25 protein-coding genes are annotated in these 23,149 nt (G+C 40.0%); 17 read left to right on the top strand and 8 right to left on the bottom strand.

Annotated elements, in window-relative coordinates:
• Nucleotides 1-76: 76 nt before the first annotated feature.
• From pckA to hslR, 3 genes are all read right to left on the bottom strand, one after another.
• Entirely contained in the window at nucleotides 77-1,702 is a 1,626-nt protein-coding gene (pckA, locus tag F8B77_RS13085) for a phosphoenolpyruvate carboxykinase (ATP) (protein WP_151655673.1), read from the bottom strand.
• 342 nt (nucleotides 1,703-2,044) lie between these two features.
• Nucleotides 2,045-2,920: an Hsp33 family molecular chaperone HslO gene (gene hslO / locus F8B77_RS13080; RefSeq protein WP_151655671.1), complete on the bottom strand. Its 876-nt coding sequence runs from the start codon at nucleotides 2,918-2,920 to the stop codon at nucleotides 2,045-2,047.
• A 51-nt stretch (nucleotides 2,921-2,971) separates the two neighbouring features.
• On the bottom strand, nucleotides 2,972-3,373 hold the full coding sequence (gene hslR / locus F8B77_RS13075) for a ribosome-associated heat shock protein Hsp15 (protein ID WP_151655669.1): 402 nt from the start codon (nucleotides 3,371-3,373) through the stop codon (nucleotides 2,972-2,974).
• Between the two features lie 279 nt (nucleotides 3,374-3,652).
• On the opposite strand from hslR, the gene gspC reads away from it, so the two are divergent.
• The 15 genes from gspC to nfuA all read left to right on the top strand — a co-directional run bounded on the left by gspC (nucleotide 3,653) and on the right by nfuA (nucleotide 17,157).
• A complete protein-coding gene (gene gspC / locus F8B77_RS13070; protein WP_151655667.1) occupies nucleotides 3,653-4,561 on the top strand; it encodes a type II secretion system protein GspC in 909 nt (302 codons plus the stop codon).
• Between the two features lie 76 nt (nucleotides 4,562-4,637).
• On the top strand, nucleotides 4,638-6,626 hold the full coding sequence (gspD, locus tag F8B77_RS13065; RefSeq protein WP_167512822.1) for a type II secretion system secretin GspD: 1,989 nt from the start codon (nucleotides 4,638-4,640) through the stop codon (nucleotides 6,624-6,626).
• Nucleotides 6,626-8,125, top strand: a complete 1,500-nt coding sequence (gspE, locus tag F8B77_RS13060; protein ID WP_151655665.1) for a type II secretion system ATPase GspE — start codon at nucleotides 6,626-6,628, stop codon at nucleotides 8,123-8,125. The genes gspD and gspE overlap by 1 nt, the downstream gene beginning before the upstream one ends.
• Nucleotides 8,126-9,343 carry a type II secretion system inner membrane protein GspF gene (gene gspF / locus F8B77_RS13055; RefSeq protein WP_151655663.1) on the top strand — a complete coding sequence of 406 codons (1,218 nt, stop codon included), beginning with the start codon at nucleotides 8,126-8,128 and terminating at the stop codon, nucleotides 9,341-9,343. It abuts the gene before it with no gap.
• A gap of 64 nt (nucleotides 9,344-9,407) precedes the next feature.
• Nucleotides 9,408-9,860, top strand: a complete 453-nt coding sequence (gene gspG / locus F8B77_RS13050) for a type II secretion system major pseudopilin GspG (protein ID WP_151655661.1) — start codon at nucleotides 9,408-9,410, stop codon at nucleotides 9,858-9,860.
• 26 nt (nucleotides 9,861-9,886) lie between these two features.
• Nucleotides 9,887-10,486, top strand: a complete 600-nt coding sequence (gspH, locus tag F8B77_RS13045; RefSeq protein ID WP_151655739.1) for a type II secretion system minor pseudopilin GspH — start codon at nucleotides 9,887-9,889, stop codon at nucleotides 10,484-10,486.
• Entirely contained in the window at nucleotides 10,476-10,853 is a 378-nt protein-coding gene (gene gspI / locus F8B77_RS13040) for a type II secretion system minor pseudopilin GspI (RefSeq protein WP_151655737.1), read from the top strand. Before gspH ends, gspI begins: the two co-directional genes overlap by 11 nt.
• Nucleotides 10,840-11,514, top strand: coding sequence for a type II secretion system minor pseudopilin GspJ (gspJ, locus tag F8B77_RS13035; protein WP_151655659.1), 675 nt, complete (start codon nucleotides 10,840-10,842; stop codon nucleotides 11,512-11,514). The genes gspI and gspJ overlap by 14 nt, the downstream gene beginning before the upstream one ends.
• Nucleotides 11,514-12,554: a type II secretion system minor pseudopilin GspK gene (gene gspK / locus F8B77_RS13030; RefSeq protein ID WP_151655735.1), complete on the top strand. Its 1,041-nt coding sequence runs from the start codon at nucleotides 11,514-11,516 to the stop codon at nucleotides 12,552-12,554. Before gspJ ends, gspK begins: the two co-directional genes overlap by 1 nt.
• The gene (gene gspL, locus F8B77_RS13025) at nucleotides 12,523-13,788 is read left to right on the top strand and encodes a type II secretion system protein GspL (RefSeq protein WP_151655658.1); all 1,266 of its coding nucleotides are present in this window, start codon (nucleotides 12,523-12,525) and stop codon (nucleotides 13,786-13,788) included. Before gspK ends, gspL begins: the two co-directional genes overlap by 32 nt.
• Nucleotides 13,788-14,273 (top strand): type II secretion system protein M, encoded by a 486-nt coding sequence (locus F8B77_RS13020; RefSeq protein ID WP_151655657.1) that lies wholly within the window; start codon nucleotides 13,788-13,790, stop codon nucleotides 14,271-14,273. Before gspL ends, F8B77_RS13020 begins: the two co-directional genes overlap by 1 nt.
• Nucleotides 14,274-14,275: 2 nt before the next feature.
• Nucleotides 14,276-15,037 (top strand): type II secretion system protein N, encoded by a 762-nt coding sequence (locus tag F8B77_RS13015; protein WP_151655656.1) that lies wholly within the window; start codon nucleotides 14,276-14,278, stop codon nucleotides 15,035-15,037.
• A gap of 9 nt (nucleotides 15,038-15,046) precedes the next feature.
• A complete protein-coding gene (gene nudE, locus F8B77_RS13010) occupies nucleotides 15,047-15,598 on the top strand; it encodes an ADP compounds hydrolase NudE (RefSeq protein WP_151655655.1) in 552 nt (183 codons plus the stop codon).
• A gap of 5 nt (nucleotides 15,599-15,603) precedes the next feature.
• Nucleotides 15,604-16,422 (top strand): 3'(2'),5'-bisphosphate nucleotidase CysQ, encoded by an 819-nt coding sequence (gene cysQ / locus F8B77_RS13005; protein ID WP_151655654.1) that lies wholly within the window; start codon nucleotides 15,604-15,606, stop codon nucleotides 16,420-16,422.
• Between the two features lie 150 nt (nucleotides 16,423-16,572).
• Complete coding sequence (gene nfuA, locus F8B77_RS13000) at nucleotides 16,573-17,157, top strand: Fe-S biogenesis protein NfuA (protein ID WP_151655653.1); 585 nt, start codon at nucleotides 16,573-16,575, stop codon at nucleotides 17,155-17,157.
• Between the two features lie 81 nt (nucleotides 17,158-17,238).
• Here the strand turns inward: nfuA and recG are convergent, their stop codons facing one another.
• Together recG and F8B77_RS12990 are read right to left on the bottom strand one after the other, a co-directional pair.
• A complete protein-coding gene (gene recG / locus F8B77_RS12995; protein ID WP_151655652.1) occupies nucleotides 17,239-19,320 on the bottom strand; it encodes an ATP-dependent DNA helicase RecG in 2,082 nt (693 codons plus the stop codon).
• 15 nt (nucleotides 19,321-19,335) lie between these two features.
• The gene (locus tag F8B77_RS12990) at nucleotides 19,336-19,668 is read right to left on the bottom strand and encodes a DUF2500 domain-containing protein (RefSeq protein WP_151655651.1); all 333 of its coding nucleotides are present in this window, start codon (nucleotides 19,666-19,668) and stop codon (nucleotides 19,336-19,338) included.
• Nucleotides 19,669-19,990: 322 nt separating this feature from the next.
• Between F8B77_RS12990 and F8B77_RS12985 the strand changes: the two genes are divergently transcribed.
• Nucleotides 19,991-20,356, top strand: a complete 366-nt coding sequence (locus F8B77_RS12985; RefSeq protein WP_151655650.1) for a DUF4145 domain-containing protein — start codon at nucleotides 19,991-19,993, stop codon at nucleotides 20,354-20,356.
• Between the two features lie 847 nt (nucleotides 20,357-21,203).
• Nucleotides 21,204-21,446 (top strand): YecH family metal-binding protein, encoded by a 243-nt coding sequence (locus tag F8B77_RS12975; protein ID WP_151655649.1) that lies wholly within the window; start codon nucleotides 21,204-21,206, stop codon nucleotides 21,444-21,446.
• 75 nt (nucleotides 21,447-21,521) lie between these two features.
• On the opposite strand, the gene F8B77_RS12970 is transcribed toward F8B77_RS12975, so the two are convergent.
• The 3 genes from F8B77_RS12970 to rsmD all read right to left on the bottom strand — a co-directional run bounded on the left by F8B77_RS12970 (nucleotide 21,522) and on the right by rsmD (nucleotide 23,123).
• Nucleotides 21,522-22,115, bottom strand: a complete 594-nt coding sequence (locus F8B77_RS12970; protein WP_130045692.1) for a YhgN family NAAT transporter — start codon at nucleotides 22,113-22,115, stop codon at nucleotides 21,522-21,524.
• Nucleotides 22,116-22,247: 132 nt separating this feature from the next.
• Complete coding sequence (locus F8B77_RS12965; protein WP_130045693.1) at nucleotides 22,248-22,520, bottom strand: DUF1145 domain-containing protein; 273 nt, start codon at nucleotides 22,518-22,520, stop codon at nucleotides 22,248-22,250.
• Nucleotides 22,521-23,123: a 16S rRNA (guanine(966)-N(2))-methyltransferase RsmD gene (gene rsmD, locus F8B77_RS12960; RefSeq protein ID WP_130045694.1), complete on the bottom strand. Its 603-nt coding sequence runs from the start codon at nucleotides 23,121-23,123 to the stop codon at nucleotides 22,521-22,523.
• Nucleotides 23,124-23,149 lie beyond the last annotated feature (26 nt).

Here is a 23,149-nt window from a genome sequence, read left to right as displayed (position 1 = left end):
CTTGTTTGAACTGATTGCATAAAAAAGCCCTTCACAAGGGAAGGGCTTAACGTTATCGGTGGATAACCTTGCTCACTTAGTCAAGTTGAGGACCCGCTTTAACAAGTGCTTTTCCTTCGTCATTATCAGTGTATTGAGCGAAGTTTTTAATGAAGCGTTGGGCCAGATCTTCTGCTTTACTGTCCCATTGTAATGGGTCAGTGTAAGTATCTCGAGGATCTAGGATTGAAGTATCAACACCAGGTAGTGATGTTGGAACTTCTAAGTTAAATACAGGGATATTTTTGGTTTCAGCGTGGTCAATAGAGCCATCTAAAATAGCATCAATAATTGCACGAGTATCTTGGATAGAGATACGCTTACCTGTGCCATTCCAACCCGTATTAACAATGTAGGCTTCTGCGCCAACGGCTTCCATTCGTTTAACCAGTACTTCTGCATATTGTGTTGGATGTAATGTTAAGAACGCGGCACCAAATGCAGCAGAGAACGTTGGCGTTGGCTCTGTGATCCCACGCTCTGTACCCGCAAGTTTTGCCGTAAAGCCAGATAGGAAGTGGTATTTGGTTTGCTCTGGCGTTAGTTTAGCTACAGGAGGTAGCACACCAAATGCATCAGCCGTTAAGAAGATCACTTTATTTGCATGACCCGCTTTTGATACCGGCTTAACGATATTATCAATGTGATAAATAGGATAAGAAACACGCGTGTTTTCGGTTTTCGAACCGTCATCAAAATCAATCGTACCATTACTACGAACAGTAACGTTTTCTAGAAGTGCATCACGGCGAATTGCGTTGTAGATATCAGGTTCAGCTTCTTTCGATAGGCGGATTGTTTTTGCGTAGCAACCCCCTTCAAAATTGAAAATACCATCATCATCCCAACCGTGCTCATCATCACCAATAAGCTGGCGTTTTGGATCGGTTGAGAGTGTGGTTTTTCCGGTTCCTGATAAACCGAAGAATACCGCTACATCGCCTTCTTCACCCACATTGGCAGAGCAGTGCATCGACGCAATCCCTTTTAGCGGAAGAAGGTAGTTCATCATTGCGAACATGCCTTTTTTCATCTCACCGCCGTACCAAGTACCACCAATGATTTGCACTCGCTCTGTTAAGTTGAAGGCAATAAAGTTTTCTGAATTTAATCCGTGCTCTACGTAGTTAGGGTTAGTGGTTTTCGCACCGTTCATTACCACAAAATCGGGTTCAAATGTTGCCAGTTCTTCTTCTGTTGGTCGAATAAACATGTTTTTTACGAAGTGTGCTTGCCATGCTACCTCAGTAATAATACGAACACTTAATCGTGTATCTGGGTTCGCGCCACAATAACCGTCGATAACAAACAGACGTTTACCAGAGAGTTGTTTTGTTACTAAGGATTTTAGGTCATCCCAAACTGCAGGAGTGATGGCTTTATTATCGTTTTTACCTTGATCTGACCACCATAATGTATCTTTAGTTGTCTCATCTTTTACGATGTATTTATCTTTTGGTGAACGACCAGTAAAAATACCAGTATCTACCGCAACTGAGCCGAGCTCTGTCATTACTCCACGCTCATAACCTTCTAAATCTGGGCGTGTTTCTTCTTCAAACAATTGTTCATAACTAGGGTTACGGAGTACTTCAGTAACATCAGTTAAGCCATGTTGAGTAAGATCGAGCTGTGCAGCCTTTTTGTGTTCCATAACAGTCATAGGTGCTCCTTAGAGGAATTTTTTGTAGGGACTTTTAATTTATTTGTAATTATTTGTGTTCTGCTAAGCATGCTAACAATGCGGTAAATTGAAAACAGGGAGATGAATCATAAAATAACCACAAAATAGCAGTGGTTATTTTATCGCCATCACAAAACAGCAATAGTCCTATTCTACTCTTAATGGAATCGTTTGCGCTAGATGTGATTGATTATTATTTAAGCAAAATTAAGTGTGGATAAGTGGAATAAAAAGTGTGGTTTATATCAAATTTAGTTATAAAAAAAGCCAACCTAGCGGCTGGCTTTGAGACAAAATAAGAGACTTATTCTATGCGGTAAATTAATGAACAGTGTCATTACCTTTTGTTGCTTGTTCAAAAAGATTTGCAACATCAATACTGTCAAAATCGTAGCTTGTTCCACAGTAATCACAATGAAGAGAGATTTTCCCTTCCGTTTTGATGATGTCATCAACTTCTGCTTTTTCAATCGTGATGATTGCACCGCCACTGCGTTCGCGCGAACAACCACAGAAAAATTCAACGTGCTGAGGTTCAAACAGTTGTACTTTATCTTGGTTGTATAAACGATACAGAACATCTTCGCCTTCTAAGCCAAACAGTTCTTCATTTTTAATGGTGTCAGTTAATTGCTCCAGGTGCTCGAAGTCATCAGCAGAGCCAGTACCATCTGGCATTACTTGTAGAAGCATTCCAGCAGCATGAGGTTTACCTTCAAACTCACCAAGGCGAAGCCATAGACGTGTTTTTAGTTGCTCTGAACGCTCAAAGTAGCCTTCAAAACACTGTGCTAAGTTTTCACCTTCTAGTGCAACAACACCTTGATAACGCTCACCATCTTTTGGTGTGATAGTGATAACTAAGTAACCTTTACCCATTAGTTGATGCAAGGTTGCGTCTTCTGCAATATCGCCATTAAAACGAGCAACGCCACGTACTTTCTGGTTGTTATCGCCATTGATAACCGCCAGGGATACTGGACCGTCACCTTGTAATTGAAGGGTAATTGAGCCTTCAAATTTTAGCGTTGCAGTTAATAAAGTCGTTGCAACCAATAGCTCACCCAATAAGTTTTGAACTGGCTTAGGGTATTCCTTGCTAGAAATGATTTGTTGGTAAGCATCATCTAGTTGAACTAATTCACCACGAACAGATAAATCTTCAAATAAGTAACGATGCAGTGTGTTATTTGCCATGAAATACTCCAGCAATTGTATTAAGGGTTGTCATTACGCACAGTATAGCGGTTATTGTTGCTTGAATCTCATGATATCACGTCGCTGTTTTTTATCTGGACGCTTATCAGGATGTGGGCTACCAAGTGAATTAAGTTTGCGTAATTTTGCATTCTCTTCACGATGCTTGATGCTGATTGGCGTTTCTTTATAAAGAGTTTGTGCAATAGGTGCCCCACGACGTTGATCAGATAGGATCTCTATGATCACGGTGATCTCTTCGTTATTGCCTTGGCGAAGTTTAACTTCTGCACCCATTTCGACTAATTTACTTGGTTTAGCTCGTTGGCCATTATAATGAACTTTACCGCCATCAACCATGTTGCGAGCAATGGAACGGGTTTTATAAAAACGAGCTGCCCAGAGCCACTTATCAAGTCTGATGCCATCGCTAGTATTGGATTTGGAACTCATTATGTATACCTAATGTCTTACTTCTTTGTTTATTTAATGGTGTCTGGAATTTTTTTTTCAATCTTTTGAGGGGGATTAATCAAAATTCATTATCAATTAGAGCCATTAATGAGGAATAATGCTCTAATAACAAATTATCCTCTTTAATTGCGTGATGTATCTTCGAGTTATTCCAAAAAACGAAATTATTTTCGGCAAATTTGCGGTGTTCTTTTATAATTCATACTGACATCAAATATTTAATTGGCTTTGTAACATAGAAAGGAAGATCTGAACCTAATGATAGCTAATATGAAAATAGAAAAAATTTCTCAATATTGGTCAGTATATCAATCTACGATATCTAAAAGTTTAACTGTTGTATTGGTTGCTTGCTTTGCGTGGATTTGTGGTTCTCTCCTTTGGTTGATGGTTTCTCCTCAAACGTCTGTTGCTCAATGGCAGTCTAAAGCGGTGGTTGTCGCGGGAACCAAAAAGAAAAGCGAGGATGATTCTTTATCGAGTTTATTGAATAGCAAAGTGTTTGGGGACTTTAATCCAAAGAAAAAAATTGAGCAGCCAAAAATAGTTGAAGTGAAAGATGCACCTAAGACACGATTAAATTTAATCTTATCAGGTATTGTAGCTAGCTCTAATCCCTCACTTAGTCTTGCGGTTATTGCTAACCGAGGAAAACAGAATACTTATGGTATTGATGAGATCATTGATGGAACGCGGGCGAGCGTAAAAGCAATTAGTGCTGATCGCATTATTATTTCCAATAATGGTAATGATGAAACGTTAATGTTGGAAGGGGTTGAATACACCAAGATATCAGCAGAAAAAAATGCGACGGGTAGTTCTGGTACTGTGTTAGGAAATAATCGCCAAAATTCAAATCAAGATGAATTGGATAATATACGTAAAGAAATGGCTAAAAATCCGCAATCGGTATTGAAATACATTCGTCTTTCTCAAGTTTCTAATAATGGAAAAATTACGGGTTATCGAGTGAACCCAGGTAAAGATCGCAAATTATTTGATTCTGTTGGCTTAAAGCCTGGGGATATCGCCACCAGTTTAAATGGGATTGATTTAACCGATCCTAGCGCAATGAGTGCATTGTGGAAAAATATGTCAGAAATGACAGAACTTAATTTAACCGTCCAACGAGATGGACAATTACATGACATTTTTATCGGTTTATAACGGCAGATAGAAAAATGACTAAGGGTATGTTGTGAAAAAGTGGATAGGTAAGGGAGTCTTATTACTTGCGGGTAGCATGATGTGGACATCGGCACTGGCAAATGACTTTAGCGCGAGCTTTAAAGGTACGGACATTCAAGAGTTCATCAGTATTGTCGGTCGAAACTTAGAAAAGACCATTATTGTAGACCCATCTGTTCGTGGCAAAGTGGATGTGCGTAGTTATGACTTATTAAATGAAGAACAATATTATCAGTTTTTCTTAAGTGTCCTTGAAGTTTATGGATATGCAGTTGTTGAAATGGACAACAATATTTTAAAAGTCATTAAAGATAAAGACGCAAAAACGTCTGCAGTACCGGTATTGGGCGCAAAAGATAACATCACTGGCGATGCGGTAATTACTCGAGTTATTGCGGTTCGTAATGTATCGGTTCGTGAATTATCTCCTCTACTACGTCAGCTTAATGATAATGCTGGTGCGGGTAACGTTGTGCATTATGATCCTGCAAATATCATTATGATCACCGGCCGTGCTGCGGTGGTAAATCGTTTGGCTGAAATCATCGAGCGTGTTGATCAGGCGGGCGATAAAGAAGTGGAAGTGGTGGAATTAAAAAACGCTTCGGCAGCGGAAATGGTGCGAATTGTTGATGCATTAAATAAAACTACAGATGCAAAAAACACCCCTGCTTTTTTACAGCCTAAATTGGTTGCAGACGAACGCACTAACTCAATTTTAATCTCGGGTGATCCTAAAGTACGCCAACGCCTTAAAAAGCTGATTAAACAGCTTGATGTTGAAATGGCAACCAAAGGTAATAACCAAGTTGTTTACCTACGTTATGCCAAAGCCGAAGACTTAGTCGATGTACTTAAAGGGGTGTCGGATAACTTAACGGCTGGCAATAGCTCAGGTTCGAAAGGTCGTTCTCCGAACAATCGCAGCGACGTGATGATTTCAGCACATGTGGATACCAATGCTTTGGTCATTACAGCGCCGCCTGATGTGATGCGAGCGATGCAAGATGTGATTGCTCAGTTGGATATTCGTCGTGCGCAAGTATTGATTGAGGCATTGATCGTTGAATTAGCTGAAGGCGATGGCGTTAATTTAGGCGTGCAATGGGGTAACCTAGAAACGGGTGCTATGATCCAATATAGCAACACTGGGGCATCAATTGGTGCCGCTATGGTCGGAGCGGAAGAGGCGAAAGATAAAATAACAGAAGAAAGTTATTGGGATTCAACAAATGATAAATGGGAATCTCGTAAAGTAACTGAAGAAGGCGATTATACCGCGTTAGCTTCGGCATTAGGTGGCGTTCAAGGTGCGGCGGTTAGCATCATGATGGGAGATTGGGCAGCATTGGTAACGGCTGTATCGTCCGATTCTAACTCAAACATTCTTTCTTCTCCGAGCATTACGGTAATGGATAATGGTGAAGCGTCATTCATTGTTGGTGAAGAAGTACCGGTATTAACGGGATCAGCATCAGGTGCCAATAATGACAATCCATTCCAAACCGTAGATCGTAAAGAAGTCGGTATCAAGCTTAAAGTGGTTCCACAGATTAATGAGGGTGATTCGGTTCGTTTAGATATTGAACAAGAAGTGTCTAATGTATTAGGTGCTAATGGTGCGGTGGATGTACGTTTTGCTAAACGTCAGCTAAATACCTCGGTAATGGTGCAGGATGGCCAAATGTTGGTGTTAGGTGGTTTGATTGATGAGCGTGCACTTGAGAGTGAATCAAAAGTTCCATTTTTAGGGGATATCCCTATCTTAGGTTACTTATTTAAATCAACCAGTACGCAAGTTGAGAAGAAAAACCTGATGGTATTCATTAAGCCAACCATTATTCGTGATGGTATGACAGCAGATGGTATTACTCAACGTAAATACAATTATATTCGAGCAGAGCAGCTGTATAGTGCAGAGCAAGGTTTGAAATTGATGGATGATGCACATATTCCAGTACTGCCTAAATTTGGTAAAGACATTAATCACCCAGCAGAGATCCAAGCGTTCTTCGAACAATTTAGTGAAGATAAGGAAAAATAATGGCGGATACCTTATTTCCTGATTATCCAGCAATACTGCGTTTGCCTTTTTCTTTTGCAAAAAGGCATTCTGTCGTTATTGAAGCAAGCCCTGAAGGCTGGGTTCTGTATTATGTTGTTACCCCTTCGCCAATGGTGCTGTGTGAAATTCGTCGAGTGTGTAAATCAGGCTTTTCGCTAATTCAATTAACCAAAGAAGCCTTTGATACCAAGGTAACTCAAGTGTACCAGCGTAACTCCTCAGAAGCGCAACAACTGATGGAAGATATTGGTGCGGATAACGACGATTTCTTCTCATTAGCCGAAGAGTTGCCCGATAATGATGATTTATTGGAATCAGAAGACGATGCCCCCATCATTAAATTGATCAACGCCATGTTGGGTGAAGCGATTAAAGAAGGTGCATCAGATATTCATATTGAGACTTTTGAAAAAGTGCTGTCGATCCGTTTTCGTGTCGATGGTGTTTTGCGTGATGTATTGAGTCCAAGTCGTAAATTAGCACCGCTATTAGTTTCACGTGTAAAAGTCATGTCGAAGCTTGATATTGCAGAAAAACGCGTACCACAAGATGGGCGTATTTCACTACGTATTGGTGGTCGAGCTGTGGATGTGCGTGTTTCAACTATGCCATCTTCTCATGGTGAGCGTGTGGTAATGCGTTTATTGGATAAAAATGCAACTCGTTTGGACTTAAACAGCTTAGGTATGTCGACTGAAAACCATAAAAATTTTCAGCACATTATCAAGCGCCCTCACGGCATTATTTTGGTTACCGGTCCTACGGGTTCAGGTAAATCAACCACGTTATATGCCGGTTTAGGGGAACTAGACAGCTCTCAATCGAATATTCTCACGGTGGAAGACCCAATCGAATTTGATATCGATGGTATTGGCCAAACTCAAGTAAATCCTAAAGTAGACATGACGTTTGCGCGTGGGCTACGGGCCATTTTACGTCAAGATCCTGATGTGGTGATGATAGGTGAGATCCGTGATTTAGAAACTGCAGAAATCGCCGTTCAAGCCTCACTTACCGGTCACTTAGTGATGTCGACACTTCATACCAATACGGCTGTGGGGGCGATAACGCGTTTACGTGATATGGGTATAGAGCCTTTTCTCATTTCATCTTCTTTACTTGGTGTACTGGCTCAGCGTTTGGTTCGTACTTTATGTAAAGAGTGTAAAACACCATATCAGGCCGATGATGAGCAGAAAAAGCTCTTTAATTTATCGGCTTCGGATAGCTTAGTTCTTTATAAGCCAAATGGCTGTGAACATTGTAATGGTAAGGGTTATCGTGGGCGTACCGGCATTCATGAATTACTGGTTGTGAGTGAAAAGGTTCAAGGTTTGATCCACAAAGAGGCGGGTGAGCAAGAGATTGAAAAAGAAGTTCGCAAGAGCACTCGTGGGATTCAGCAAGATGGGTTATTAAAAGTACAACAAGGGATCACAACACTGGGAGAGGTGATGCGAGTCACTCGGGAAGGGTAAATGGCAGCCTTTGAATATAAAGCATTAGAAAAAACAGGTAAGCAGAAAAAAGGTGTCATTGAGGGCGATAATGCGCGTCAAGTTCGTCAACGGTTAAAAGAGCAAGGTCTTATTCCGGTTGAGGTAATTGAAACCAAATCAAAGCAGCAAAAAAGTGCATCTCAAGTATTCAGTTTTAAGCGCGGAATTAGTGTTAATGATTTATCGCTAATTACCCGTCAATTAGCCACTTTAGTGCAAGCGGGTATGCCATTAGAAGAGTGTTTAAAAGCTGTCGCTGAGCAAGGTGAGAAAGCGTACATTCGCAGTATGATGATGGGGATTCGCTCTAAAGTGATTGAAGGGTATCCATTGGCTGAAAGCTTTGCTGATTACTCTCATGTCTTTGATGAATTGTTTTGTTCAATGGTTGCCGCTGGTGAAAAATCAGGCCACTTAGATACGGTGTTAAACCGCTTAGCTGATTACGCTGAAAATCGTCAAAAGATGCGCAGTAAATTACAACAAGCAATGATTTACCCTATCATGCTGACGTTAATTGCAATTGCGGTGATCTCTTTTTTACTTGCGACGGTAGTACCGAAGATTGTCGATCAGTTTGTGCAAATGGGACAAGGCTTGCCTGCTGTTACCGAGGTGTTATTAGCGGCCAGTAACTTTGTTGTACATTGGGGTTTATTGGTTGTTATTGCGATCGTACTTATTATTGTCGGAGTGAAGTGGTTACTTACTAAGCCTCATTTACGCTTAGCGTGGGATAAAAAAATCTTACGATTGCCTGTTGTTGGCAAGGTGGCTCGTGGGTTAAATACGTCGCGTTTTGCTCGTACGTTATCAATCTGTACCTCAAGTGCGATTCCATTATTGGATGGTATGAAAGTTGCGGCAGATGTAATGAGTAATCAATACTTTAAGCAACAGGTATTAGCGGCGGGAGATCATGTACGTGAAGGCGCGAGCTTACGTATTTCGTTGGAACAAACAACATTGTTCCCACCAATGATGCTGCATATGATATCTAGCGGCGAGCAAAGTGGTGAGCTAGAGCAAATGCTTACGCGATCGGCTGATAATCAAGATCGAGATTTTGAATCTTTGGTTAATATGGCTTTGGGCATTTTTGAACCTTTGCTGATTGTTTTTATGGCAGGCATTGTACTTTTCATTGTTGTTGCGACCTTAATGCCAATCATCGAACTCAATAATTTAGTCGGGTAGTGAGTAGTTACTACCCTTTTTTATTTTTATTAATATAGTAATTTTTAATTTCAGGAGTCATTCCATGCAAGTCAATTCAGCTCAACGTAAACAAGGTGGCTTCACCCTATTAGAAGTGATGGTTGTTATCGTTATTCTTGGTGTTTTAGCCAGTTTAGTTGTACCAAATTTACTTGGTAACAAAGAGAAAGCGGATCAGCAAAAAACGATTACTGATATTGTGGCATTAGAAAATTCCTTGGATATGTACAAATTAGACAACAGTGTTTATCCAACCACAGATCAAGGATTAGAAGCATTAGTGTCTAAGCCGACATCAAGCCCTGAACCTCGTAATTATCGCTCGGATGGCTATATTCGTCGATTGCCAAATGACCCATGGGGTAACGAGTACCAATATCTAAGTCCTGGCGATAACGGTGCTATTGATATCTTCTCATTAGGTGCTGATGGTCAAGAGGGCGGCGAAGGAGCTAATGCTGATATTGGTAACTGGAATATGCAAGACTTTCAATAAATCATAAGCGATAGATAAGTACAATGATGAAGATAAAACGTGAGGTTGGGTTTACCCTAATCGAAATCATGTTGGTATTGGTACTGCTATCGGTCAGCTCGATGGCAGTAATCATGAGCCTCCCTGATAGTCAAGATGACCAAATAGAAGAACAAGCCTCACGTTTTTATCAGTTAGTTCAGCTTCTTAATGAAGATGCTTTGCTCAATGGGATGGATTACGGCATTTACTTTAATCAAGCGCGACAAGAATATCGCTTTATGACGTTAACGGTAGATGGCTGGCAACCAATGGAGCAAAGTCGCTTTTTTACTGAAGTGAAAATGGAACAAACATCTGTTGAATTTTCGATGGAATTAGGTGGTTCTGTATGGACTGATGATGATCGCTTATTTGAACCAGGTTCGTTGTTTAATGAAGAGATGTTTGCTGATCTTGAAGAAGATAAAAAATCAAATCCGCCGCAAGTGATGGTGCTATCGAGCGGAGAGGTAACCCCTTTTATCGTTGCTTTTTCTCCTAAGAATGAGCGTGGTAACCTTTATGATAAAACGTGGGAAGTTAATACTGATGAATCTGGTGTCATCCATTTGTTTGCACCGGGAGACGAGCGTGATGAAGAGTAACTTTTCTTTACGAAAAACCAAGCAGGGAATGACTCTATTGGAAGTACTCGTGGCGCTTGCTATTTTTGCGACCGCTGCTTTGAGTGTTTTACGCTCAGTGACTCAGCATATTAATACCTTAGGCTACTTAGAAGAAAAAATATTTTCAGGAATGGTGGTTGATAATCAAATGGCGTTGATGATGTTAGATAAGCCACCAACATCGACCAAAAAAGGGGAAACTGAATTAGCGGGTCAAAAATGGTATTGGACCATCGCGCCGGTAAAAACAACCTCTGACATTTTAAAGTCAGTGGATGTTTCGGTATCGACCAGTAAAGATCAACAATCCCCATTAATTACGGTACGAACCTATGTTGCGCCATAACGCTTCACGCCCTTTAACCAAAGGTTTTACGTTGATTGAAGTAATGGTCGCTATTGCGGTTTTTGCCACCTTGAGTTTTTCAGCGTATCAAGTAGTGAATCAAGTTCAGCGCAGTAATGAACTATCTTTAGATAAAAGCGAACGCATTAAACAACTTCAACGCAGTTTGGTCTTTTTAGATAACGATTTTCGGCAAATTGTTGCTCGTCCATTTCGAACCAATGGTGAAAAAGCGTCAGAGAAATTAGTGTCTGCGGGTGAGTATTTATTGGACTCTGAATCTCAAGGTATTTTATTCGTTCGTTTAGGATGGAAGAATCCACAACAGGCTTTTCCTCGTGGCGAGATCACCAAAGTTGGTTATCGCCTAGTTGAAAATACCATTGAACGTTTGTGGTGGCGTTATCCTGACACACCTGTAGGACAAGAGCCGGTGGTTACGCCATTAATTGATGGGGTCGAAGCGCTTAAATTTGAATTTTATGATGGTAAAAAATGGCTAAAAATATGGGATACTAAGAAACAATTGCCTAAAGCAACGAAGGTTATTATTACCTTTAAAGATTATGGTGATGTCGAACGAATCTATTTAACCTCAGGATTTACAGAAGAAAACGCAAGCCAGAATGACAGTACATCACAAGATAAAGGTGAGTCATGATGAGAAAGAAAAGAAACTATTTAACTCATCATTCAAGAAAACAGCAAGGCGTTGCGTTAATTGTGGTTTTGTTGTTGCTTGCGATTATGGTGACTATTGCGGCTCAAATGTCAGAACGTTTGTTTATTCAATTTCATCGAGCACAAAATCAAGTCAATCATCAACAGGCCTATTGGTATTCTGTTGGGGTTGAAGCATTAGCAAAAACAGGTATTGAAGAGGCCTATAAAGATAGTGATACCATTAATTTAAGCCAAGTATGGGCAACAGAAGAGACGACTTATCCACTTGATTATGGCGAAGCGTTTGGTGGTGTAAAAGACAAGCAAGCCTGTTTTAATCTGAATGCATTGAGCAGTGTTAAAGCGAATAATGATCCATCTCAGCGTCCATTTTTAGTTAAAGTATGGATGAATTTATTGGAATCGGTAGAGATTGAAAATTACCTTGCTGAAGTCATTGCGGATTCGACTTGGGAATACATAGATGAGAATGATGCGGTACAGTCAATTTTAGGCGTCGAAGACAGTACTTATCAATCCTTCAATCCTGCTTATTTAGCGCCAAACGGTTGGATTGGTGATGTTAGTGAGTTGCGAGCAATTAATGGGGTAACGGCTCAAGTCGTTGAGGCCGTTTCACCTTTGGTGTGTGCAATACCCAGCGGTAATTTCTATTTGAATGTAAATACCGTGACTCCTGAAAACGCCAATATTTTAGTTGCTCTTTTTTCTCCTGGATTAAGCGAAGATAATGCGCGGGAAGTATTAGAGAGCAGGCCTTTTGATGGTTGGAGTAGTGTTGATGATTTTTTAGCTGAAGGGCCAATAAGTCAAGTTGATGAAAATACTCGTAAACAGGCAAAAGCGTATTTATCGATAGACAGTCAGTTTTTTGAGTTAGATGCTCAAGTATTAGTAGAAGATTCGCGCGTACGTGTGCGTTCTTTATTGCATAGTAGTGATAAAAAAGTGGTGAACGTTATCCGTCGCCAGTATGGAGGAATGAGTGAGCGAACATCTGATAATAAGGCTGAATAGTCAGCCATCAGATCCCATTCAATGGATAGTCTGGTCACCAGAAAATGAAGAAGTAATAGCATCTGGAGAGTTAAACTCTGCGGAAGAGCTCTCTTCGTTATCGCAATACAGCGATCAACGTACCGTTTCGGCACTATTACCCAGCAGCGATGTATTATTGTGTGAGGTCGCAATACCTGAAGGTGCAGCTCGACAATTTTCCTCTATGCTCCCTTTTATTATTGAGGATGATTTAGCGCAAGATGTGGATGATTTACACATTGTTATCTTGCAGAAAACCAACAAAATCGCTCAGGTTGCGATTGTTGCACATCAAAAAATGGAGCGGTGGTTAGAACAGTTAACTGAGGCGGGTATCTACACAAAACGTTTCTTGCCTGACGTATTAGCTCTGCCTTTTCATCACGATGGCGCAAGTATGGTTGAGTTTAATCAACAATGGTTACTGCGTTTTAGTGAGTATCAAGGTGCGGTTGCTGAGCAGGAATGGCTACAGATGTTATTAGATGGTCTTGTTGTTGATGCCGCTAAATTCTCTACTGGTGATAAAGAGCAAGAAACGAGTGAAGAAGGGTCGGATGAAGATTCATGGACTTATGCGCTTCATAGTTATTCGCCTTGTGAGATCGATGTAGCGAATACCAAACACATTAAAGAATCTCCTGAGTTGGTGATGCAATTGTTGGCTGAGGGAGTGCTTGCTTCTAAAGTGAATGTGTTAAGTGGTAAATATCGTCCTCAATCGTCATGGCTAAAGCATTGGCGTGTATGGCAAAAAGTCATTTTGGCTTTTGGCTTGGTTATGGTGGTTTTTGTGGCTCAACACATTGCTGAAGTTCAAAAATTAGAACAACACAGTATTGAGTTAAGAGCTGAGAGTGAGCGAATCTTTAGAGATATATTCCCAGGAAAACGTAAGATCCCAACAATGAGCTACTTAAAATCTCAAATGAAAAGTGAAGAAGCACGTTTGCAAGGTGGCTCTGGTGGTGACGATTTACTGACTTGGATGTCAGAGCTTGCGCCATATTTAGCAAAAGTGCCTCAAGTGAAAGTGCAGAGTTTAAAATTTGATGGCAAACGAGATGAGTTGCGACTGCAAGCCAGTGCGTCGGATTTTCCTTATTTTGAAAAACTAACGTCAGAGTTAAGTGGACAATTTGAGGTTGAACAGGGTCAACTTAATAAAAACCAAGACCAAGTCTTTGGTGCGATTGTTATTAGGAGAAAATAATGAAAGCCTTTATGACATGGTGGCAAAGTATTTCACCAAGAGAGCGAATGCTAGTTAGTGGTGGTAGTGTCGCGTTAATTATTGCTGCGATTTATTGGGGGGGCATTAAGCCCTTAAACGATAGAGCAGAGCTAGCACAGAATCGCATTAACAGTGAACGCAGTTTGTTAACTTGGGTACAGAAGAAAGCAGACACGATTGTGATCTTGAGAGGTGGGTCATCAAAAGGATTGCAAGTGGCGAATCAGCCGATGAATCAAGTGATCCCAAGCAGTATTCGTCAATTTAAAATTGAATTGGTCCGTATGCAACCTCGCGGTGAGCAAATGCAAGTGTGGGTAAAGCCTTTGCCTTTTAATTCATTCATTAATTGGCTTGCTTATCTGAGAGATACTCAAGGTATTCACGTTCAATTTTTAGATTTAAATAAAACCGATGTTGAAGGCATGGTTGCAGTAAATCGCCTTCAATTAAGTAGAGAGTGATCATGAAGTTTAAATTATTAATCGCAACGGTCTTCTCTGCCTTTTTTACTTTTAGTGCCTTACTGCATATGCCTATTCAGTGGGTTGTTGATCAAGCCCCAAAGGTAAGAGGTTTAGTGTTGGTTGGTTTATCTGGTACGCCATGGAAAGGACAGGTAGATTCACTGTCATGGCAACGAGTGAACTATGGCCAACTGCAATGGCAGATTGATCCTGTGGCGATATTAAAGGGCCATGCGGTATTTTCAATACGTTTTGGTCGTGGTAGTGAGTTAGAGTTACGTGGTAAGGGGGCGGTTGGTTATAGTGTCTCAAAAGGGGCTTATGCTGAAAACATGGTTATCTCCCTCCCTGTGGCTAGTATCATGAATAAAGTTCCTATGGCTTTACCTGTATCATTACAAGGGCAAGCAGAAATTAGCATTAATTATTTTCAACAAGGACAACCTTGGTGTAAACAAGCGACGGGTGAAGTGGTTTGGTCAGCAGGTAAAATAATCTCGCCATTAGGAAATATTAACCCAAATACAGTGATTGCTGATGTCACTTGTGTTGATAACAAGGTGATGTTGACCAGTAAACAATCATCAGAAGATGTGGGCAGCGAATTTGATGTTGTGTTGAACCCAAATCGTTCTTATCAGGTTAAGGGTTGGTTCAGACCTGAAGCCAACTTCCCATCTAGTTTAAGAAGCCAACTTAAATGGCTAGGCAAGCCAGATTCAAAAGGGCAATATAGAGTGACTTATTCAGGACGTCTGTAAGGAAATACAATGGCTAAAAAACAATTGCCGACAATTTTAGATAAACGCGTTGAAGCACAATCAAAGTTGTTTTGTATTGAATCGGTGGATTTACGCTTCTCTAACGGAGTGGAGCGTACCTATGAACGAATGAAACCAAGTGGACGTCATGCTGTGATGATGGTGCCTGTTACCGAGCAGGGTGATCTACTGTTAGTTCGAGAATATGCAGTGGGTACAGAAAGCTATGAGTTAGGCTTTCCGAAAGGACTTATTGATCCAGGTGAAACACCATCAGAAGCGGCAAACCGAGAGTTAAAAGAAGAAATTGGGTTTGGTGCTAAAACATTAACACCATTAAAAGAACTGGTTCTTGCGCCTTCTTATTTCTCAAGCAAAATGACTCTTTTTGTTGCCCAAGGCCTTTATCCTGAACAGTTAGAAGGCGATGAGCCAGAGCCGTTAGACATCGTTCGTTGGCCTTTAGCTCAAGCTTCTGAGTTGCTACATCATTTGGATTTTTCAGAAGCAAGAAGCATTAGTGCACTCTTGCTTGCTCAACAATTTTTATCTAAGGAGTAATATTGATGGATTTAACACTTTCACATCTACTTCCTGAAGTGATCAATATTGCACGTGCATCAGGGCAACTTATTCTCGATATTTATGAGAAAGGTGATTTTGAAGAGTTTACTAAATCGGATCAAACACCTGTAACCAGTGCTGATTTAGCTGCGCATAAATTAATTATAGAAAAGCTCTCTCAACTGACCCCAGAGATCCCAATTCTGTCAGAGGAAGATGCAGACATTGCGCTAGAACAACGAGCGCAATGGGAACGCTATTGGTTGGTAGACCCACTGGATGGCACGCAAGAATTTATTGCTCGCAGTGGCGACTTTGCCACTATTATTGCTTTAGTTGAAAATAATCGACCAGTAATGGGAGTCGTATATGGCCCTGTTTCTGGCGTGACTTACTATGCTTATGAAGGCAAAGGGGCATGGAAAATTCCAGATATGGATGAAAGCATTCGTATCAGCACCCTAAAGCATGAAGAAGAGAAGCAACCGATAGCCATCGCGATAAGTCGCCGTCAGAATATTAATAATATTACTTGTTGTATGAGTGCTGAGTGGAATTATGATTTAGTGCCTTTGGGCTCTGCAGCATTAAAAGCTTGCTTGGTTGCTGAAGGGGCAGTGGATTGTTATTTGCGTTTAGGCCCAACGGGAGAGTGGGATACTGCGGCAACGCAGTGTATTGTTCAAGAAGCGGGTGGTCGCATATTATCAACCGAACTAGTCCCTCTTTCTTATAATGAAAGGGAGTCGTTAGAGAATCCTAACTTTATCGTATTAGGCGATGAAAATTTGCCGTGGGATCAAATTTTAACGTGCAAATAATAAGAGCTACTCTTGATAAATAAATTATTAAGCTTGTTATAATGTCAGAATCTAATTCGAAAACAATGTGACTTGAACAGAATTCTGCTCGAAAAAAATTGTGTTTCAGAGTACAATCCTTAATCATACTAATTTAGTCAGGTATTACTTGTGTCTTCAATCAATATTACTGAAAGTGCCCAAGAGCATTTTGCAAAACTTCTAGCACAACAGCCAGAAGGGACAAACATCCGTGTATTCGTGGTTAATCCGGGTACTCAAAACGCAGAGTGTGGCGTATCTTACTGTCCACCTGAAGCAATCGAAGCGAATGATACTGAGCTGAAGTTTGAAAAATTATCAGCGTATGTTGATGAGTTAAGCTTACCTTTTCTTGACGAGGCTGACATCGATTATGTTACTGACAAGATGGGCTCTCAATTAACGCTGAAAGCACCAAATGCAAAAATGCGTAAAGTAAATGATGATGCGCCTTTATTTGAACGTGTAGAGTACGCGATTCAAACTCAAGTGAACCCACAACTTGCTGGCCATGGCGGTCACGTAAGCTTGATGGAAATCACTGATGCAGGTGTTGCAATCGTTCAATTTGGTGGTGGCTGTAATGGTTGCTCGATGGTTGATGTGACACTAAAAGAAGGCATCGAAAAAGAATTGTTGGTTCAATTTGAAGGTGAATTAACCGCAGTTAAAGATTTAACTGAGCATGATCGTGGTGAGCACTCTTATTACTAAGAGTTTAGTTTAACCCATGAGTTAAAAAGGTGAGTAGATACTCACCTTTTTTGTGTCTGTTATTTATGAGAATAAGACTATTTATGCATTTGAGTAGATATCTCGCTCACCTAACCAACGCAAAATAATGGCTTTAGCATTTTTTGGGTAGCTATCATGTAGGTGGCGTGCAATACGCTGTACTTCAGGAATTAAATGCTGATCTCGAACTAAATCTGCAATTTTAAAATCAGCCAATCCCGTTTGTTTGGTTCCGAGTAATTCACCTGGGCCTCGGATCTCTAAATCTCGCTGAGCAATGACAAAGCCATCATTACTTTCACGTAAAACACTCAGACGTTTCTGAGCGGTTTTAGACAGCGGAGAGTGGTAGAGTAAAACACAATGGCTAGCCACTGATCCTCGACCAACTCGGCCACGCAATTGGTGCAATTGTGCCAAACCAAGACGTTCAGGGTTTTCGATAATCATTAAGCTTGAGTTAGGTACATCAACCCCGACTTCAATAACCGTAGTGGCCACTAACAAGTGCAGTTTACCTTCTTTAAATTCCTTCATGATTTGTTGTTTTTCTTTTGATTTCATTCGACCATGAACCAAACCAATATTCAGTTCAGGTAGTTGGAGTCGTAATGCGTCAGCCGTATCAGAGGCAGCTTGGGCTTCTAGGACTTCAGAATCATCAATAAGGGTACATACCCAGTAGGCTTGTCGGCCATCATTTATGCAGGCATTTCTTACTTTATTCACGATTTCATCGCGTCTTGTATCTGGTAAAGCGATGGTTTGAATTGGTGTACGCCCTGGCGGAAGTTCATCAATTACTGATGTCTCTAGATCTGCATATGCCGTCATAGCTAAGGTTCTAGGAATAGGCGTTGCAGTCATAATCAATTGATGTGGATAAGCACCGTCTTTCTCGCCTTTTTCACGTAACTCTAGGCGCTGATCAACCCCGAAGCGGTGTTGCTCATCAATAATGACTAAAGCAAGGTGATGAAACTCAACGTGCTGTTGAAAAAGTGCGTGAGTGCCCACTATCATTTTCGCTTCACCACTGGCAATGCGAGCTAATTCTTTCTCTTTTGCTTTACCTGTCAATTTGCCAGCTAACCAGCCAACGGGGATGCCCATACTTTCAAACCAATTGCCAAAGTTTACTGCGTGCTGCTCTGCTAATAATTCGGTAGGGGCCATTAGCACCACTTGATAACCATGCTCAATCGCTTGTACGGCTGCGAGTGCGGCAACTAAGGTTTTACCTGAACCCACATCTCCTTGAACCAATCGCATCATAGGGTGAGGCTTAGCCAGATCCTGCTCTATTTCTGCTACAACACGTTGTTGGGCTCCTGTTGGTGTAAATGGTAATTGATCTAATAGTTTCTGTTTTAAATTAGTCACCGTTGCTAATGGTAGTGCGTCTTCTTGCTGGCCTTTGCTACGAACAGATAGCATGGATAGGTTTTGAGCTAATAGCTCTTCTATGATCAATCGTTGTTGTGCAGGGTGTTTTCCTTCATCAAACGCATCTAGATTAATTGAAGGATCTGGGCGATGAATAATATGCAAAGCTTGGTTGAGTGTAATTTGGTTGTTATACAAACCTTGGGGCAATAATTCAGTAACAGCAGCTTTATCTAGCAATTCTAATGCTTGGTCGGTCAAGCTACGTAGCGTGTTTTGGCGTAAACCATCAGTAGTTGGATAGACTGGTGTTAACGTGGCTTCTATATCCATAGATTTAGAAGGGGTATGGAATTGATATTCAGGATGAACAATCTCTAAGCCACTTCCGCCACGTTTAATTTCACCATAGGCATGAATCACTTTTCCTTCACTAAAACTGTTTTTCATTCCCGCATTGAAATTAAAAAATCGCAATGTAATGGTGCCATTACCATCGCTAATTTTAACCAGCAACATTTTACGTTTGCCAAATTGCATATCGCAAGACATAACCTTGCCTTGAACGGCGGCAAATAAACCAGAATGAACACGAGCCATTGGATAAACACGGGTTCTGTCTTCATAACGAAGAGGAAGGTGGAAAAGTAAATCTTGAATGTTAACCAACCCAATTTTTTCGAGCTTTTCTGCTACCTTGGCTCCAACACCAGAAAGAGAGGTTAATGGAATAGCAGAAAGCATTGCGTTGGTCATAATGAGGTCCCTAGATTAATCTCGCTTTAAAGCAAAGTGATGAAATTTACGCCCTTGATAGGTCATTATACCTTTATCTCCTGGGTTTAGAGCATGAAAATAGTGAACACCAACTTCAAATTCTCTTTTGGGACCAAATTTTCCTTTTTGAACGTAAATCCAGAATTCTTGATCTTCTTCTCCTAGTTGTGCATCGGGTATTTCTACGATTTGTTTATCTAGAATAGTGACTTCTGTTTTCATTTCAGGGGCGTTATCACCCAAGATAAACTTAGTTTGAAATCGTTGGAATAAGAGTGCGGAAATTAAAATAAAGATCAACAATAGAACAATATAAATGGCAGGCATGATTTTCCTTAAACGTGCGAGTAAATAGAGCCATGGTTATTTTAACTTTTTTATTAAGATAGATAAGGAGTATTTTCCTAGTTTGTGCGGATTTTCCGGTTATTTTATATATATTGTTTACTCCAGAATGAAATGTGATAGGAACTGAGATCTGGCTCGAATACTATTGATTAAAGATCTCCTATTATTTGATAAGAAAAGTATTAAAAGATGAGTGTGTGCCAAATAGAAAGAATTAATCTCAACGATCAGAAAGAGAAACGGATTTTAGAGTGGTATAAAGGAAATAAAGAAATTCAAAGTAAAGGATTAGGAGAGTGGTATGTCTGAGATTGATCTTGTTGTAAAACAAAGTCGAAAAATTGAGTCTTTATTAAGGACACACTATCACGCCAAAGGAAAAGGACTTCATCAGCTTATTACCAGTTGTGAGGAGCGTTTACCTCATGGGACGATTGGTCGATTACGCTTTATTGCAACAATGAGAAATAAAGTAGTGCATGAAGAAGGGTATAAGTTAGGGGATAAGTCGGGATTCAAAGAGACCTGTAAAGAAATTACAGATATTTTAACGCCTAGAGCGAGTCGTTTTTTATGGAAACTCGTTGTCGGTATTGTACTGCTTTCGACGCTGACTTCATTAGCTATCTATTTGATTTATTGGGATAATATAAAGAATTTGTTTTGAGGTATTTATTTCAGATATAAAAAAACGGACGCAAATGCGTCCGTTTTTTTATATAAACTTATTTGAATGTATATTAGTACATCATTGGCAGGGTCATTAGTCCAACAACTACTGCTATCATCATAAGTCCTTGTTTTTGCGATGAAGTAATCATTACTATGCTCCTTTAATGTCTTCTATCATTGCTTGACAAATAGAATAACACTGTTTTTGGTTGTTGATCAAGTGCATATTGCTCAAAAGCCTAAAAAAATAACTTTTCTATGACAAAAGTAGTTGTTTGGTCGCTTGTTTAGGTGTGTTTTTATCTGTTGATATTATGCTTTTTTGTGTGTTTTAAATGTAAAATTAATATAAGCACTTGATTTATATCTTTAATATTCTATTTTTTATGGTTTGTTTATTGAGCATCTATTTTTGTTCTTATTTCTTGGCTTATCTTCTTGATGTTGCCCTACCTCTTGTTTTCTGTTTTTTGTGGAGCCTATATGCTGGGGTTATTATTGATATTGATGTTACTAACCTGTTTGAGTTTGATAATTTTGATTAAACCTACTTTTACGATGAGGTGCTTTTTCCATCATTAATTTTGGTATTATAATCTCAATATATATAACTCATTGTTATTAGTGGGTAAGTTGTGTTTTTTTTGTGTTTTTTAACTGTTGCCTAATTAAGCGTTATTTAGCTTAGTTGACGTTTTGGTGATTTGAGTCTGCGTATGAGGGAGATAAGCCCTTATAGTAAAGTAATGCTGTAGTTCAGCAGGGAGGGGGAAAGAGGTAAATGGTAGTCTTTTTCTGTTTTTGCAATTCTATTATTTGTATCTAACGTATTAAGGTTAATCATGAAACAAGATATTCACGGTCATACAGTACTAAACCTCTTATTGAGTGCGGAAAAACCGCTTTCTCGTTTGCAGTTAGAGGGGATGATTGAAAGTGAGTTTGGTGGTGAGGTATGTTTTCATACGTGCAGTCAGCAAGGACTAACATTAACTGAGTTGCTTGATTTTCTTTTATCTAAAAAGAAAGTTGTAGAGTTGGAGTCTGGGTTAACGGTGAATCGTGAACGTATTTGTCATCACTAAAGGCAACAAGCTTTAGTACATGAAAACAAAAAGGTCGCATATAAATGCGACCTTTTTTATAAGTAAATAGCATCTCTAGATGTGAGTAAAATAGCTTGTAATGCCATCTAAGAACATTTGTACTGAAATCATCAGTAATAGCATTCCCATTAGTCTTTCAATGGCAGCTAGGCCTTTTTCGCCAACGATACGTTGGAATAGCTCTGAGAACATTAAAATAACGGTAGTTAAGGACCAAGCGCCTAATAATGCCAGGCTCCAATCAAGCATACGATCAGGTTCTTGATGAGCTAGTAATAATAATGTGGCTAGAATTGATGGTCCTGCAATCATAGGAATGGCTAATGGCACAATTAGTGGTTCATCCCCCGCCCCTAAGCTAGCGCCTAACCCTCCCTCTGGTGGAAAGATCATTTTTAAACCGATTAGGAATAAAATAATCGCTCCAGAGATAGATACTGCTTCTTTTTTTAAGCTTAGAAAATTTAAGATCTGCTCTCCCATGTAGAGAAAAGACATCATGATGGCGAGAGCAATAAGAAGCTCTCGAATTAAAATAATACGTCTTCTTTTCTTTTCTACGTGTTTAAGAATAGAGGTAAAGACAGGTAAGTTACCCATTGGATCCATGATCAGAAAAAGCATGACGGCTGCGGAAAGAGTTTCCATAAATGAGTACCAAAATTTAAATCATAAAAAGTAGGATAAGATCATAACATATATATTTATTTGAGATGGGGGAGAAGCGTGACATTAATGCGTAAAAAAGGAGCAACATGTGCTCCTTTAATGAATGATAAATTATTTATCCATCATGTGTTTTTTTCTGATATCCAGTAAGGCAAAAACACCAAAGATAAGAATGGACCACTTCTCCCATCGACTCATTGATATTTTATCCCCAAATGCGCCAATGAAAATTAGCATTTGTAATCCGTGCATCATAAATAAAAATGCAGTCAGAATATAAAGCGCAATCGCCCCAGTTCCTGGAAAGGGCATAAATAAGTTAAGTAATAGCATTAGCCAAACAAACCCAATAGCGATTTTGGCTAGAATGATCAATCCTTTCATCTATTCTTCTCTCTCATACAATTTAAAGGTAACTTGCCCTGCGGTTTTATCACGATGCAAATGCCAATGAGCAGGAACCGGCAAGGCACTGAGTTCTTTTTCTGCTTCAATATATATCATGGCATTTTTCGCTAACCATCCATTATTTTCTAATTTTGTTAACGTTGTTTCTAATAAATCTTTTCTAAAAGGAGGATCGATAAAAACCACATCAAAGGGGGTTGCCGTTTTATCTAAAAAAGTGAGAGCATCGGTATGATGAATCTCGATATTATCGGCTTTTAAACTTTCTGCGTTTTGTTTTAATTGGGAGTAAGCTTGTTTATTTAGTTCAAGCATGACGACAGCTTCTGCACCACGAGAAGCCGCTTCAAAGCCTAAACCGCCACTGCCAGAAAATAGGTCTAAACAACGAGCGCGAGGAATATCTGGCGCTAACCAATTAAAAACCGTCTCTTTTATTCGGTCTGTTGTTGGTCTTAATCCTTCAGCATCATGCACAGGAAGTTTGCGTCCACGCCAGCGTCCGCTGATAATACGAATGCTTCCAGAGCGACCATTTGTGCCAGAAGTGCGAGATGAGTGTTGTTTACGTTTAAGCATAGATATTGTGACCGCTCAGAAAGTGA

The organism is Aliivibrio finisterrensis, from assembly GCF_008933155.1.
Taxonomy (GTDB): Bacteria; Pseudomonadota; Gammaproteobacteria; order Enterobacterales; family Vibrionaceae; genus Aliivibrio; species Aliivibrio finisterrensis.
Note: the sequence above shows the minus strand (reverse complement) of the source record. Positions and strands in the feature narration are given on the sequence as shown.

Coding starts and splice junctions, on each gene's coding strand:
- gspF (WP_151655663.1), top strand. CDS start 8,126: ATGGCAGCCTTTGAATATAAAGCATTAGAAAAAACAGGTAAGCAGAAA.
- gspI (WP_151655737.1), top strand. CDS start 10,476: ATGAAGAGTAACTTTTCTTTACGAAAAACCAAGCAGGGAATGACTCTA.
- F8B77_RS12985 (WP_151655650.1), top strand. CDS start 19,991: ATGTCTGAGATTGATCTTGTTGTAAAACAAAGTCGAAAAATTGAGTCT.
- pckA (WP_151655673.1), bottom strand. CDS start 1,702: ATGACTGTTATGGAACACAAAAAGGCTGCACAGCTCGATCTTACTCAA.
- gspG (WP_151655661.1), top strand. CDS start 9,408: ATGCAAGTCAATTCAGCTCAACGTAAACAAGGTGGCTTCACCCTATTA.
- gspH (WP_151655739.1), top strand. CDS start 9,887: ATGAAGATAAAACGTGAGGTTGGGTTTACCCTAATCGAAATCATGTTG.
- F8B77_RS12970 (WP_130045692.1), bottom strand. CDS start 22,115: ATGGAAACTCTTTCCGCAGCCGTCATGCTTTTTCTGATCATGGATCCA.
- F8B77_RS12975 (WP_151655649.1), top strand. CDS start 21,204: ATGAAACAAGATATTCACGGTCATACAGTACTAAACCTCTTATTGAGT.
- gspE (WP_151655665.1), top strand. CDS start 6,626: ATGGCGGATACCTTATTTCCTGATTATCCAGCAATACTGCGTTTGCCT.
- rsmD (WP_130045694.1), bottom strand. CDS start 23,123: ATGCTTAAACGTAAACAACACTCATCTCGCACTTCTGGCACAAATGGT.
- hslR (WP_151655669.1), bottom strand. CDS start 3,373: ATGAGTTCCAAATCCAATACTAGCGATGGCATCAGACTTGATAAGTGG.
- gspJ (WP_151655659.1), top strand. CDS start 10,840: ATGTTGCGCCATAACGCTTCACGCCCTTTAACCAAAGGTTTTACGTTG.
- nudE (WP_151655655.1), top strand. CDS start 15,047: ATGGCTAAAAAACAATTGCCGACAATTTTAGATAAACGCGTTGAAGCA.
- F8B77_RS13015 (WP_151655656.1), top strand. CDS start 14,276: ATGAAGTTTAAATTATTAATCGCAACGGTCTTCTCTGCCTTTTTTACT.
- gspC (WP_151655667.1), top strand. CDS start 3,653: ATGATAGCTAATATGAAAATAGAAAAAATTTCTCAATATTGGTCAGTA.
- F8B77_RS13020 (WP_151655657.1), top strand. CDS start 13,788: ATGAAAGCCTTTATGACATGGTGGCAAAGTATTTCACCAAGAGAGCGA.
- F8B77_RS12990 (WP_151655651.1), bottom strand. CDS start 19,668: ATGCCTGCCATTTATATTGTTCTATTGTTGATCTTTATTTTAATTTCC.
- cysQ (WP_151655654.1), top strand. CDS start 15,604: ATGGATTTAACACTTTCACATCTACTTCCTGAAGTGATCAATATTGCA.
- gspK (WP_151655735.1), top strand. CDS start 11,514: ATGAGAAAGAAAAGAAACTATTTAACTCATCATTCAAGAAAACAGCAA.
- recG (WP_151655652.1), bottom strand. CDS start 19,320: ATGACCAACGCAATGCTTTCTGCTATTCCATTAACCTCTCTTTCTGGT.
- gspD (WP_167512822.1), top strand. CDS start 4,638: ATGATGTGGACATCGGCACTGGCAAATGACTTTAGCGCGAGCTTTAAA.
- hslO (WP_151655671.1), bottom strand. CDS start 2,920: ATGGCAAATAACACACTGCATCGTTACTTATTTGAAGATTTATCTGTT.
- F8B77_RS12965 (WP_130045693.1), bottom strand. CDS start 22,520: ATGAAAGGATTGATCATTCTAGCCAAAATCGCTATTGGGTTTGTTTGG.